14 protein-coding genes, 1 tRNA gene and 1 pseudogene are annotated in these 12,995 nt (G+C 70.3%); 13 read left to right on the plus strand and 3 right to left on the minus strand.

The genetic code is table 11. The features are described from left to right. Positions 1 to 70 precede the first annotated feature (70 nt). The 8 genes from QFZ50_RS03910 (at position 71) to QFZ50_RS03945 (ending at position 7,450) form a co-directional block, all read left to right on the plus strand. Entirely contained in the window at positions 71 to 958 is an 888-nt protein-coding gene (locus tag QFZ50_RS03910; protein WP_307082090.1) for a ParA family protein, read from the plus strand. After that, positions 958 to 1,848 carry a segregation and condensation protein A gene (locus QFZ50_RS03915; RefSeq protein WP_307082091.1) on the plus strand — a complete coding sequence of 297 codons (891 nt, stop codon included), beginning with the start codon at positions 958 to 960 and terminating at the stop codon, positions 1,846 to 1,848. Before QFZ50_RS03910 ends, QFZ50_RS03915 begins: the two co-directional genes overlap by 1 nt. Next, positions 1,841 to 2,476: an SMC-Scp complex subunit ScpB gene (scpB, locus tag QFZ50_RS03920; RefSeq protein ID WP_307082093.1), complete on the plus strand. Its 636-nt coding sequence runs from the start codon at positions 1,841 to 1,843 to the stop codon at positions 2,474 to 2,476. The genes QFZ50_RS03915 and scpB overlap by 8 nt, the downstream gene beginning before the upstream one ends. A 28-nt stretch (positions 2,477 to 2,504) precedes the next feature. Next, positions 2,505 to 3,785, plus strand: coding sequence for a pseudouridine synthase (locus QFZ50_RS03925; RefSeq protein WP_307082095.1), 1,281 nt, complete (start codon positions 2,505 to 2,507; stop codon positions 3,783 to 3,785). A gap of 3 nt (positions 3,786 to 3,788) precedes the next feature. Continuing rightward, positions 3,789 to 4,916 (plus strand): prephenate dehydrogenase, encoded by a 1,128-nt coding sequence (locus tag QFZ50_RS03930; RefSeq protein WP_307082097.1) that lies wholly within the window; start codon positions 3,789 to 3,791, stop codon positions 4,914 to 4,916. 32 nt (positions 4,917 to 4,948) lie between these two features. Next, a complete protein-coding gene (gene cmk, locus QFZ50_RS03935) occupies positions 4,949 to 5,662 on the plus strand; it encodes a (d)CMP kinase (protein WP_307086655.1) in 714 nt (237 codons plus the stop codon). Between the two features lie 86 nt (positions 5,663 to 5,748). After that, complete coding sequence (gene der, locus QFZ50_RS03940) at positions 5,749 to 7,299, plus strand: ribosome biogenesis GTPase Der (RefSeq protein ID WP_307082099.1); 1,551 nt, start codon at positions 5,749 to 5,751, stop codon at positions 7,297 to 7,299. 77 nt (positions 7,300 to 7,376) lie between these two features. Next, positions 7,377 to 7,450, plus strand: a tRNA-Pro gene (locus QFZ50_RS03945). 16 nt (positions 7,451 to 7,466) lie between these two features. Here the strand turns inward: QFZ50_RS03945 and QFZ50_RS18185 are convergent. Together QFZ50_RS18185 and QFZ50_RS03950 are read right to left on the minus strand one after the other, a co-directional pair. Further along, a pseudogene (locus QFZ50_RS18185) lies at positions 7,467 to 7,748 on the minus strand (tyrosine-type recombinase/integrase); the annotation flags it as partial. A 67-nt stretch (positions 7,749 to 7,815) separates the two neighbouring features. Next, the gene (locus tag QFZ50_RS03950) at positions 7,816 to 8,490 is read right to left on the minus strand and encodes an HIRAN domain-containing protein (protein WP_307082101.1); all 675 of its coding nucleotides are present in this window, start codon (positions 8,488 to 8,490) and stop codon (positions 7,816 to 7,818) included. A gap of 467 nt (positions 8,491 to 8,957) precedes the next feature. Here QFZ50_RS03950 and gcvH point away from each other — a divergent pair, with 467 nt between their 5' ends. The 5 genes from gcvH (at position 8,958) to QFZ50_RS03975 (ending at position 11,973) form a co-directional block, all read left to right on the plus strand. Continuing rightward, positions 8,958 to 9,344: a glycine cleavage system protein GcvH gene (gcvH, locus tag QFZ50_RS03955; protein ID WP_307082103.1), complete on the plus strand. Its 387-nt coding sequence runs from the start codon at positions 8,958 to 8,960 to the stop codon at positions 9,342 to 9,344. Between the two features lie 116 nt (positions 9,345 to 9,460). Next, on the plus strand, positions 9,461 to 9,907 hold the full coding sequence (locus QFZ50_RS03960) for an FHA domain-containing protein (protein ID WP_373462245.1): 447 nt from the start codon (positions 9,461 to 9,463) through the stop codon (positions 9,905 to 9,907). Positions 9,908 to 9,915: 8 nt separating this feature from the next. Further along, positions 9,916 to 10,662 (plus strand): transcriptional regulator FtsR, encoded by a 747-nt coding sequence (gene ftsR / locus QFZ50_RS03965; protein ID WP_307082104.1) that lies wholly within the window; start codon positions 9,916 to 9,918, stop codon positions 10,660 to 10,662. Positions 10,663 to 10,672: 10 nt separating this feature from the next. After that, positions 10,673 to 11,176, plus strand: coding sequence for a bifunctional nuclease family protein (locus QFZ50_RS03970; protein ID WP_307082106.1), 504 nt, complete (start codon positions 10,673 to 10,675; stop codon positions 11,174 to 11,176). Between the two features lie 209 nt (positions 11,177 to 11,385). Further along, the gene (locus QFZ50_RS03975; protein ID WP_307082108.1) at positions 11,386 to 11,973 is read left to right on the plus strand and encodes a MerR family transcriptional regulator; all 588 of its coding nucleotides are present in this window, start codon (positions 11,386 to 11,388) and stop codon (positions 11,971 to 11,973) included. Positions 11,974 to 12,021: 48 nt separating this feature from the next. On the opposite strand, the gene QFZ50_RS03980 is transcribed toward QFZ50_RS03975, so the two are convergent. Beyond that, positions 12,022 to 12,846, minus strand: a complete 825-nt coding sequence (locus QFZ50_RS03980; protein WP_307082110.1) for a ParA family protein — start codon at positions 12,844 to 12,846, stop codon at positions 12,022 to 12,024. Between the last annotated feature and the right edge of the window lie 149 nt (positions 12,847 to 12,995).

The following is a 12,995-nucleotide window of genomic DNA, read 5'->3' on the forward strand; positions in this document are numbered from 1 at the left end:
AGAAGAAAAGCCGCTCGGACGCCGTTTCTCGGCCGGCCGCACCGAATCTGATGGAAGCGTGGAGAAATTCGTGAGTAGTGAACAGGGTTCCACAACTCTGCCCAGCGCAGTGGACGCGGGATTCGGCCCCACCGGCCGCCCTGTGACGGAGTTCCCTGAGCCGAGGATCCTGGAATCGCACGGCCCGGCGAGGGTCATCGCGATGGTCAACCAGAAGGGCGGGGTCGGCAAGACGACGTCGACCATCAACCTCGGCGCCGCGCTCGCCGAGGCGGGCCGCCGGGTGCTGCTCGTGGATTTCGACCCGCAGGGCGCCCTCTCCGCGGGCCTGGGCACCAATCCGCACGAGCTCGACGTGACGGTCTACAACGTGCTGATGGACCGCAAGGTGTCCATCCAGGACGCCATCCAGCACACCGCGATCGAGAACATCGACCTGCTGCCCGCCAACATCGACCTGTCGGCCGCCGAGGTGCAGCTCGTCAACGAAGTGGCCCGCGAGCAGGTCCTCGACCGTGCCCTGCGGAAGGTGTCGGACGACTACGACGTCATCCTCATCGACTGCCAGCCCTCCCTCGGCCTCCTCACGGTCAACGCCCTCACCGCGGCGCACGGCGTCATCATCCCGCTCATCTGCGAGTTCTTCGCCCTGCGTGCGGTGGCCCTCCTGGTCGAGACGATCGAGAAGGTCCAGGACCGGCTCAATCCCCGGCTGCAGATCGACGGCGTGCTCGCGACCATGTACGACGCGCGGACGCTCCACAGCCGCGAGGTCATCGCACGCCTCGTGGAGGCGTTCGGCGACAAGGTCTTCGAGACCGTCATCAAGCGCACCATCAAGTTCGCCGACGCGACCGTCGCCGCCGAGCCCATCACGTCCTACGCCGCGAACCACTCGGGCGCGGACGCCTACCGCAGCCTCGCGCGGGAGCTCATCAGCAGGGGCGGAGCGCCCTAGTGCCCGCTCCCTCCGGGTCCGCGCGGTACCCGGAGGTGGCGGACCAGACGGTCTTCGCGGTGCAGCTGGCCAATTTCAGCGGACCCTTCGACCTGCTGCTGAACCTCATCTCCCGGCGCGAGCTCGACATCACGGAGATCGCCCTGGCGCAGGTGACCGACGAGTTCATCGCCCACATCCGCCGCATCCAGGCCGCTGAAGGGGAATGGCGGCTCGACGAGGCGAGCGAGTTCCTCGTCGTCGCCGCGACGCTCCTCGACCTGAAGGCCGCCCGCCTCCTCCCGGCCGGAGCCGTCGAGGACGAGGAGGACATCGCCCTCCTCGAGGCCCGCGATCTCCTGTTCGCCCGGCTCCTGCAGTACAGGGCGTTCAAGGAGATGGCACGGCAGCTCGCCGCGCGGCTCGAGGAGGAGGACACGCGGTACGCGCGCGACGTCCCGCTCGAACCGCACTTCACCCGCCTGCTGCCCGAACTCGTCTGGAAGCACTCGCCCGAGGAATTCGCAGCGATCGCGACGAAGGTGCTCGCACCCCGCCAGGAGCAGCCGGCCGAAGTGGCGATCGGGCACCTGCACGCACCGACCGTCAGCGTCCGCGAGCAGGCGCTGGTGGTGCAGGATCTGCTGCAGGGCAGGGGACCGCTGTCCTTCCGCGAGCTGACCGAGGACACCCGGTCGCGGATGGTGCTCGTGGTGCGGTTCCTCGCCCTGCTGGAGCTGTTCCGGGACGGCGCCGTCACCTTCGACCAGCCGGCACCGCTGTCCGATCTGCTGGTGAGCTGGAGTGCCGGGGACGAGCGGTGGACCGCGGACCTGCTGACGGGCGACGTCGAGGGCGACGTCGGGGGCGAGAACGACCTCGTGCACAGCGAAGGAGCACAGTATGGATGAGTCCGCCGGGGATCACCCGCAGCAGGATCCCCTCGAGGCGCTGCCCGGTGGCCTCCGGGGTGCCGTCGAGGCGATCCTGATGGTCACCGACCGGCCGGTGACCGACACGCAGCTCGCCGCGGCCCTCGAACGGCCCGCGGACCAGGTGCACGCCGTCCTCGTGGGACTGCAGCGTGAGTACGACGGCTATACTGGCTCAGGCGCCCCGAGCGACGAACCTGTGTCCCCCCGCGGTTTCGAACTGCGGAACATCGCCGGCGGGTGGCGCATCTTCTCCCGGAAGCACTTCGCCGCGGTCGTCGCCGACTTCGTGCTCGACGGTCAGTCCGCCCGGCTGTCGCAGGCGGCACTCGAGACCCTCACGGTCATCGCGTACCGCCAGCCCGTGTCCCGCGCCCGGGTCTCCGCCATCCGGGGCGTCACCGTCGACTCCGTGGTCCGTACCCTGCTCCAGCGCGGACTCGTTGTCGAGATGGAGGCCGATCCGGAGACCGGGGCGGTGCTCTATGGGACCACCTCCCTCTTTCTGGAAAGATTGGGGTTGGGCAGCGTCGACGAACTGCCCCGGATCGCTCCCCACCTGCCCGGGCTCGAAAGCCTCGGGGAGTATGACGAAACGACGTACTGAGCACGACCTACACGAAGGATTTCTCTCCATGACACAGCCGCCAGGATCCGGTTCCGGACGCAATACGCCGCGCCGCGGCGGGTCGACCGGCCGCCCATCCGACGCTGCCCGCGGCCGGGGGGCCTCACCCCGCAACGGTTCCGGGCAGGGCGGCGCAGGACGGACCGGCGAGGGCCGTCCGTTCGCCGACCGCGGTGAGCGCACCGGCGGTCGCCCCGGGGCCCCGCGTCCAGCCTCCGATCGCGGCCGCGAGGGCGGTCGCCCGTCGGAGGGCCGTCCGGCCACCGGTGGCGACCGCCGCGAGTCCGCCGACGGCCGCGCCCGCGCGGCCTCCGGTCGCCCGTCGGCCGGGACACCGGCCGGCCGGTTCGGCGCCAAGACCGGCGGGCGTGCCGGCAGCAAGCCCGGACGGCCCGGCGCAGCGTCGGGCGCGCGATCCGGTGGACAGGGCGGACGCCCGAAGCCGCCCGGAGCGAAGGCCTTCGGACGCGAGCGGTTCGGCCAGGACCTCGGCCCGGTGCGAGCCCCGCGGCCCAAGCGCTCCAGCCGCCCTGCCGACGAGATCGACGTCCACAACCCCGAGGGCGTACGCCTGCAGAAGATCATGGCCCTCGCCGGCGTCGCCTCGCGCCGCGTGTGCGAGGAGATGATCCTCGACGGGCGGGTGGAGGTCGACGGCACCGTCGTCACGGAACTCGGCGTCCGCGTGGACCCGGCGCAGGCTGCCATCCACGTCGACGGCATCCGGCTCCAGCTCAACGAGCACCTGAAGTACTACGTCTTCAACAAGCCCCGCGGCGTCGTCTCCACCATGGAGGACCCGGAGGGCCGCCGCTGCATCAGCGACTTCCTGAAGAACAAGGACAAGAGCGAGCGCCTCTTCCACGTGGGCCGGCTCGACGCCGAGACGGAGGGCCTGCTCCTGCTCACCAACGACGGCGAACTCACCAACCGCCTGACCCACCCGTCCTACGAGGTCCCCAAGACCTATCTCGTGCAGGTCCGGGGTCCCATGGCCCAGGGCGTCGGCGCGCAGATGAAGGAGGGTATCGAGCTCGAGGACGGCCTCGCGCAGGTCGATTCCTTCAAGCTCGTCGACTCCACACCCGGCCACATCCTCGTCGAGGTGGTCCTCCACTCCGGCCGCAACCGCATCGTCCGGCGTCTGTTCGACGCCGTCGGCCACCCCGTCGAGCGCCTCGTGCGCACCCAGGTGGGGCCCATCCGCATCGGCGACCAGCGCCAGGGCAGCATCCGGGTGCTCGGGCGCCAGGAGGTCGGACACCTGCTGGCATCGGTGGGCCTCTAACCGATGACGACGCGCACGGAACAGGGCACGCACCTCACGGGCCCCGTCCTCATCATCGGGGCGGGCCTGCTCGGGGCGAGCATCGGGCTGGGCCTGCGCGCACGCGGGATCGACGTCGTCCTGTCCGACAGCTCTCCCTCCACCGAGGCCGTCGCCCGTGATATCGGTGCCGGGCGGCTCCTTGCCGATGCGGAGGCCGCGGGGGAGTCGCTGTCCCCGGAACTGGTGGTCGTCGCGACCCCTCCCGATGTCACGGCGCGCGTGGCGGCGGACGCCCTGCTGACGTATCCCGACGCCGTCGTGGTGGACATCTGCAGTGTGAAGGAGGCGATCCTGCGCGAGCTCGTCGCCACTCCCGCCGTCGCCGGACACGTGGCGCGCTATGTGGGGACCCACCCGATGGCGGGCCGCGAGACGTCGGGGCCCGTCGCGGCACGCGCCGAGTTGTTCAACGGCGCCCCCTGGGTGCTCTGCGCCCATGCAGGGAGCGCCCCGGACGCCGTCCTCCGCGCGGAGTCGCTCGCCGTCGACCTCGGTGCCGTGCCCGCGCGGATGTCCGTCGAGGAGCACGACGAGGCCGTCGCCCTGATCTCGCACCTGCCGCAGGTGGTGTCGTCGCTCGTCGCGAGCAGGCTCCAGGACTCACCGGGACGTGCCCTCTCGCTCGCGGGTAACGGGCTGCGCGATGTCACGCGCATCGCGGCCAGCGACCCCCGGCTCTGGGTGCAGATCCTGTCCGCCAACGCGGGCCGGCTCGTGGAGATCCTGTACGGGGTCCGCGACGACCTGAACCGGCTGATCACCACGCTCGAGGACCCGACGGCCGGCGGCGCACGGCTCGACATGGCGCAGCTGATGTCCGAGGGGAACTCCGGACAGGCACGCGTCCCCGGCAAGCACGGTACGCCGCCGAACTCCTTCGCGCGCCTGACGGTGCTCGTCGACGACGTGCCGGGACAGATCGCGAAGCTGCTCACGGAGATCGGCCACACCGGCATCAACGTCGAGGATTTCAGGCTCGAACACTCACCGGGACGCGAGGTGGGCCTCGCGGAGCTCTCCGTGCTGCCCGGCCGACGGCAGGAATTGACGGAGTCCCTGACACAGCGGGGCTGGAAGGTAGTGCAGTGACGCAGGCTTCAGCAGAGACCACGCAGACCGATGTGACGGGGAAGAGCGCATCGTCGAGCCCGTTCTCCGGGTTCCGGCTCGGCAAGTCCCTCGTCGTCGCCATCGACGGCCCCTCCGGATCGGGCAAGTCGAGCGTGAGCCGTGAGGTCGCGCGGCGTCTCCGTGCCGCGTACCTCGACACCGGGGCGATGTACCGGGCGGTCACGCTGCACTGCATCGCCACGGGCGTCGACCTGCACGACGGCGCGGCCGTGGAGGCCGCGGCACGGGACATCGAGCTCTTCATCAGCACCAGCCCCGACCGCGAATCCGTGACCATCGCGGGCGACGACGTCACCGCCGCCATCCGCGAGCCGGGCGTCTCCTCCTCGGTGAGCGCCGTCGCCACGACCATGGGGGCCCGCGCCGAACTCATCCGCCGCCAGCGCGCCCTGATCGCCGGTGCCGGCCACCGGATCGTCGCGGAAGGACGCGACATCACCACGGTCGTCGCCCCCGACGCCGAGGTGCGCATCCTCCTCACGGCCAGTGAGGAGGCGCGGCTGCGCCGGCGCGGGGACCAGCTCGGTGGCACGCAGACCGACGCCCAGCTCCGGCGCCAGGTCACGGAGCGGGACGCGAAGGACTCCGCCGTCGTGAACTTCCAGCAGGCGGCGGACGGCGTCGTCACCCTCGACTCCTCCGACCTCGACTTCGAGCAGACCGTCTCGGCGGTCCTCGGCATCGTGCGCACCGTGGCGCACTAGCCGGACCAGCACCCTATCGACTCCGGGCCCCGCGCCCACCAGGCCCACCGTCGGGAGACGGTGAACACCAACCGAAGGACAGAACAATGAGCGAGAACCTTTCGCCGGACGCACCCGACAACGCAGCAGGGGAGGACTACGAGCCCACGGGCGAGGACCAGGTCACCGAGCTGCTGGAGACCCTCGACGACACCGAGGCCGAGCAGCGCGCCGCCTCCCTGCGCGCCGGCCTCGAGGACTACGAGCTCGACGAGGAGGACGCCGCGCTCCTCGCCCGGCAGGACGAGGACTTCGACGAGGAGACCGAAGGCCGCCTCAACCCGGTGCTCGCGATCGTCGGCCGCCCCAACGTCGGCAAGTCCACGCTCGTGAACAGGATCCTCGGCCGCCGCGAGGCCGTCGTCGAGGACACCCCCGGCGTGACCCGTGACCGGGTCTCCTACCCCGCCCAGTGGTCGGGCCGGAACTTCACCCTGGTGGACACCGGTGGCTGGGAGCAGGACGCGAAGGGCATCGCCGCGCGCGTGGCCGACCAGGCGGAGATCGCGGTCGACATGGCCGACGCCGTGCTGCTCGTCGTCGATGCCACCGTCGGTGCCACCGCGACCGACGAGGCCGTCGTGCGCATGCTGCGCCGCAAGAAGAAGCCCGTCATCCTCGTGGCCAACAAGGTCGACGACATCCAGAACGAGGCCGACGCCTCCGTGCTGTGGGGCCTCGGGTTCGGACAGCCCTGGCCGGTGTCCGCCCTGCACGGGCGGGGCACGGCCGACATGCTGGACCAGGTCAACGAGATCCTTCCGGAGTTCTCGGAGCACGGCGGGATCGAGCGGTCCGGCGGCCCGCGCCGCATCGCGCTCATCGGGCGACCGAACGTGGGCAAGTCCTCCCTCCTGAACAAGCTCGCCGGGTCCGACCGGGTGGTCGTCGATCCGCTGGCCGGCACCACGCGCGACCCGGTGGACGAGATGATCGAGCTGGGCGGGCGCACCTGGCGCTTCGTCGACACGGCGGGTATCCGGCGGCGCGTGCACATGCAGCAGGGCGCCGACTTCTACGCCTCGCTGCGCACCCAGTCCGCCCTCGAGAAGGCGGAGGTCGCCGTCGTGCTCCTCGCCGTCGACGAGGTGCTCAGCGAGCAGGACATCCGCATCCTGAACATGGCCATCGAGTCCGGCCGCGCGATCGTGCTGGCCTTCAACAAGTGGGACCTCCTCGACGAGGAGCGCCGCCGCTATCTCGAGCGTGAGATCGAGCAGGACCTGGCGCACGTCGACTGGGCGCCGCGGGTCAACATCTCGGCGCTGACCGGGTGGCACAAGGACCGGCTGGTCCCCGCGCTCGACGTCGCGCTCGAGTCCTGGGACCGGCGTATCCCCACGGGCCGTCTCAACGCGTTCCTCGGCGAGCTCGTCGCCGCCCACCCGCACCCGGTGCGCGGCGGCAAGCAGCCCCGCATCCTCTTCGGCACGCAGGCCTCGAGCCGTCCGCCGAAGTTCGTCCTGTTCACCACGGGGTTCCTCGACCCGGGCTACCGCCGCTTCATCACGCGCCGCCTGCGCGAGACGTTCGGCTTCGAAGGCACGCCCATCGAGGTCAGCATGCGCGTCCGCGAGAAGCGGAGCCGCAAGCGCTGACCCCTCTCCGGTGTGCGGAGCCGCCCGGGAAATGCTGTATTGTTATCCGAGTGGTTTGGCCTGCTGGACAGGCCGATCGGGATGTGGCGCAGCTTGGTAGCGCACTTGACTGGGGGTCAAGGGGTCGCAGGTTCAAATCCTGTCATCCCGACAGATGAAGTAGCAGGTCAGAGGCCGTTCTCGGAGAAATCCGGGAGCGGCCTCTGCCGTTTGGTCCGCCTGGTGGAGCAGCGCGTGCAGCAACGCGGAGACGTTCGGTTCAAAAGCTGATTGCCCCCGACAGTTCGCCGAGAGCAGCGGGCGCTATCGTCCGACGTGTGTCCGTGGCTGTCGCCGGTCATGCTCGCGGACGAGTGTCCCAGCGGGTCGAGAACTTCCGTGAAGTCCACACCGGCCTCCGGCATGGCCGTTGCCGCGGAGTGTCGGGGTGAGTGAACGCCGACGTCGTCGAGTCCGGCGCGTCCGGCGCCAGGTACGGCGGTAGCCGGTCGGGCCCCTTCGCCGGCCGGCTACCCCTCACTCCCGGCGCAGGGAGGCGAGCATCTCCGGGGTTGTGATCAGGACGCACGGTGACGACCTCTCGGCCTGGATGATCAGGGCGACCAGGTGTTGCCCGCTATCCGTCAGCTCGGCGACCCATCGGGCACCTTGCTCGGTGGCGTAGCCGAACGTGCGGGCCGGCCAGCCCGTCGTGAGTGCGACGGCGTGCGGGTCGTGCTCGTTGTCCGGCTCCCGGAGGATGCCCACGGTCTGCCCGGTGCGGAACGTGAAGGGTCGGGCGGGGTTCTCGTAGTAGCTCGTACCGACCGCGCGGAAGGCGAAGATGTGGAAGTGACGAAGTGCCGGCGTGTTGTAGTCGATGAGCCGGCCGTCCGGTGCGGCGAGGTCGAGGCCGTTGCCGGATCGGACGAGGCGCAGCGGGAGGCGGCCGTCCTCGCCAGGGACGAGCAGGGCGTCGGCTTCCTCGGCCGACATGTAGCCGGCCCGGTTTCCGCGCACCGTCTGGCCCTGTGCGTCCGCTCGCCGCTCCTCCGCTGCAGAGCGGGCCGCAACGGCGGAATCCTGCTCTCGCCGGGTGTCGAAGTCCGCGGCGTCCAGACGCATGGAAGCCGGCACCGCCTCGTTGGCCTGCTGAAATGCGTCAGCCTTCGCTTCGCGATATGACGCCTTGACCCTGTCCCATATCCCCATGCCGCGACTCTATCGGGCGCACTGCGCCGGTAGGGAAGGGGCTTCACATCCCCAGGTCTTGCGGCGGCGGCCCTGAGCTGCCGGTAGAGGTCCGTCCCCTCCGAGGGAACGGGCGGGATCGTGCGAGCGCGCGCGAGGAGTGGTCCGACGAGCTTCCGCGAGTGACCGCCGGTGTCTCGACTTCCTTCGCTGCCGCGGTTCTGGTCGTCGGCCGTGGACGCGCTGCCGGAGTCTGGGGGTCGAGGGGGCGCAGGTTCACATCCTGTCATTCCGCCACGGCAGGCCCGTTCCCACCGGCGATACACCGGCGGGGACGGGCCTTTCGCATTCCCGGGACAGGGGTGTCCCGGTGCCGCCCGGACCGGGTGAGAGGCGCGTCACGGCCCCGCCGCTTATGCCTATACTCGACCAGTACCCGTACCGGACGGCCCTGCGCCGCCGACGATCGCGCGTTCCGAAAGGCAACCATGAGCAACATCCCCGATGGCCTGTACTACACCGCGGAGCACGAGTGGGTCAGCGAGCCCGCCGTCGACGGCACGGTCCGCGTCGGCATCACCGACTTCGCCCAGGACGCCCTCGGCGACGTGGTCTACGTGCAGATGCCCGAGGAGGGTGCGGACGTCACCGGTGCCGACGTCATCGGCGAGGTCGAGTCCACCAAGAGCGTCAGCGACATCTACGCACCCGTCACCGGGCAGATCGTCGCCCGCAACGAGGCGCTCGACGACGATCCCTCGCTCATCAATTCCGACCCCTACGGCGAGGGCTGGCTGCTCGAGATCAAGGTGTCCGACCCGTCCGTCGTGCAGGGGCTGCTGAGTTCAGCGGACTACTCCCAGCAGGTAGGCTAGTCCTACCGGCAGCGGGGGTGGCGCGGATCGCAGTCGCTCCGTCGCGCCGCGCAGTAGGGGAGGAAAGTCCGATGGTGTCCAACGTGAATACTGGCGTGAATGGAGAAGAGCCGCACATGACGTCTCCTGAGACAACGACGATCGGGCTGCCGCCGCAGGCGGCGATGAGCGACCTGGAGCGTCACCTGACGCGCGAGGAGCAGGCGTCCGTCGCCGCGCTCCCGGCAGGTTCCGCGCTGCTGATCGCCCACTCGGGTCCGAACGCCGGGGCGCGTTTCCTCCTCGACGAGGACGTCACGAAGGCCGGACGCCACCCCAACGCCGACATCTTCCTGGACGACGTGACGGTGTCACGCCAGCACGCGGAGTTCCGTCGGACGGCGAACGGGTTCATGGTCGTGGACACGCGCAGCCTCAACGGCACCTACGTGAACAACGACCGCGTGGACAGCGTCACGCTGCGCAACGGCAACGAGGTGCAGATCGGCAAGTTCCGTCTCACCTTCTACGCGGCCCGCACCGTCCCCGGCCAGGACACCCAGCACACCACAGCACAGGCCTAGTCCGGTTCATGCCTGCCTCCCACCCCGCCCGCCGTACGGCCGGCGTCGCTCCAGGTCCTCCCTCCGGTGTCCTGAACATCGGTGAGGTCCTGCGCGAGCTGGCGGAGGAGTTCCCCCAGGTCACGGCGTCGAAGATCCGTTTCCTCGAGGAGAAGGGCCTGATCTCGCCGCAGCGCACGCGTGCCGGGTACCGCAAGTACGCGGCGCACGACGTCGAGCGCCTGCGCTTCGTCCTGGCCCTGCAGCGCGACCAGTACCTGCCCCTGAAGGTCATCAAGGACTACGTCGACGCCATCGACCGCGGTGAGCGTCCCGCCTCCCTGCCGGGCGGCATGACCCTCGCGCCCCGCGTCGTCTCGGACCAGCTCTCGCGCGAACTGAGTGCCCACGGCCGCCGCCTCACCGCGGAGACCCTCGCAGCGGAGGCCGGGGCGCCGCGCCGGCTCGTCGACGACCTCGTGAGCTTCGGGCTCATCACCGCCGTCGACAACCGGTTCGACGAGCACGCCCTCAAGATCACCAAGGCCTGCGTCCAGCTGGAGGGACACGGGATCGAACCGCGTCACCTGCGGCCCTTCCGTGCCGCGGCCGACCGTGAGCTAGGGCTCGTCGAACGCGTCGTCGCCCCGGTGGCGTCCCGCAAGGACGTCGCCTCGAAGGCGCGGGCGGCGGAGACCGCACGGGAGATCAGCGAATTGTGCCTGGGCCTCCACAGCGCCCTCGTCCACAGCCACATCGCCCGAATGGACAGTTAGGCGGCTTCCCGTGATCGAAGTAGAAGTGGTCGGCGTCCGGATCGAGCTGCCGTCCAACCAGCCGCTGGTCCTCCTGCGGGAAACCGCGGGGGAGCGGCACCTGCCGATCTGGATCGGAGCGCCCGAGGCCAGCGCCATCGCGTTCGTGCAGCAGGGCATCGTGCCGCCGCGCCCCATGACGCATGACCTCCTGGTCGACGTCGTGGCAGCGGCCGGCAAGGAGATCACCGAGGTGCGCATCACCTCGGTGGAGGACACCGTCTACCACGCCCAACTGGTGTTCAGCGACGGCGTGACCGTGAGTTCACGGGCCTCCGACGCCCTGGCAGTCGCCCTGCGCGTCCCGTGCCCCATCTACTGCGCCGACGAGGTCCTGGCCGTCGCGGGCGTGGAGATCGCGGATGCGGACGCCGACGACACGGAGCAGGGCGACACGGAGGAGACGGCCGAGAAGGAGGTCCTCCAGTTCCGGGAGTTCCTCGCCGACGTCGAACCGGAGGACTTCGAGCGCTGAGTCCGGGCTGTCCGCCGCTTGGGTGGCGAGCCGTGCACGACACGCCGACCGTTGCAGCCCAACCTCTTTGACCTCGACCCTCCCGGGATCTAACGTCGAAGAATACAGTTCCCGTTGCGTGTGTGGGGGGCTCGGGGCACACTTGAGTGCACATCCTGAGGTTCCGCCTGATGAGCAAACTCCCCGGGAACCCTACGAGGAGGCAGCACGTGAGTCCGAAGGGTGACGCCGGCAAGGCAACCAGCCCGGCAGGCGCTGGTGTCCCAGCAAGCGCCCAGGGCTTACTGTTCACGGAAGACCTCCCCGTCCTCGACGAGGACGCCGGATACCGCGGCCCCACGGCCTGCAAGGCCGCCGGCATCACGTACCGCCAACTCGACTACTGGGCCCGCACCGGTCTCGTGGAGCCCGCCGTCCGCGGCGCCTCCGGGTCCGGCACGCACCGCCTGTACGGATTCCGCGACATCCTCGTCCTCAAGGTCGTCAAGCGCCTCCTGGACACCGGGGTCTCGCTCCAGCAGATCCGCAGCGCCGTCGAGCACCTCCGCGAGCGGGGCGTCGAGGACCTTGCACAGATCACCCTCATGAGCGACGGCGCGAGCGTCTACGAGTGCACCTCGGCCGACGAGGTCATCGACCTCGTCCAGGGCGGGCAGGGCGTCTTCGGGATCGCCGTCGGCCGTGTCTGGCGGGAGGTCGAAGGAAGCCTCGCGGCCCTGCCGAGCGAGCACGCCACCGACCAGGACTTCCCCGGCGACGAGCTCAGCAAGCGCCGGGCCACCCGCAAGATCAGCTAGCCCGGCGAGGGACCACCCGCCCGGTCGCATACCGTGGCGGGACCGGCGTCAGCGCCGCGCGGCGCGGCTTCGCATCCTGCCCGAATCCGTCACACTCCTGAGCAGTTCGTCGAAGTACGCCGAGGCCTGCTGCGCGGGTTCGCCGGGCCAGTGATGTACGGAGTACGCGGCGCCCTGGATCTGCTGCCAGTTGGCCTGCTCCGGGATGGCGGGGCTCAGCAGCAGGTCCCCGAACATCTGCCGCATCTCGTTCAGGCGGAACGAGTGCTCGTTGGAGGTCGACCGGACGCGGTTCGCCACGATGCCTGCTGTCTGCAGGTCGGGCGCGAACTCCTGGCGGAACAGCTCGAGCGCACGCATGGTCCGCTCCGTCCCCGCCACGGAGAAGAGGCTGGGCTCCGCGACGAGCAGCACCCTGTTGCTCGCGGTCCAGGCCATCCGCGTCAGCCCGTTGAGTGACGGCGGGCAGTCGATCAGCACGAGGCTGTACCCCTCGACGCGGGACAGCAGGCGGGACAGCCGCTGCTGGTCGCGGCGCCCGAGGTCCGGCCTGTCGTAGATCCCGGAGTACGCGGAGCCCATGGCGACGTCGAGCGTGGAGGCGCGGGCAGCCGGGTTCTTCACCGCGGTGGCCACCCAGCCGCTCGGGACGATGTTCGCCGCGAGATCGCCGCGCCGCGCATTCTTCAGCAGGCGGCCGACGTCGGTCTGGCCGGTCGCGCGCACGCCGAGGCCGGTGGTCGCGTCCGCGTGGGGGTCGAGGTCGACGACGAGCGTGCGGATACCCGCTGCCAGTGCGGCCGAGGCCAGCCCCAGGGTGACCGACGTCTTGCCCACGCCGCCTTTGAGGCTGCTGATGCTCACTACCTGCACGTGTTGAACCTCTACCTAACTCTGGCTGCCGCCGGGACGCGCGGCTGTCCGATTGATCCCCGACCCATCATAGGGCGAGGCGACCATCCGCCCCGGACGGGCCGGCCGCACCCGCCCGGGGTCCGGGCGGGCGCCCGTCCCGGCCGTGC

The sequence above is a fragment of the Arthrobacter agilis genome (assembly GCF_030816075.1).
Taxonomy (GTDB): Bacteria; Actinomycetota; Actinomycetes; order Actinomycetales; family Micrococcaceae; genus Arthrobacter_D; species Arthrobacter_D agilis_E.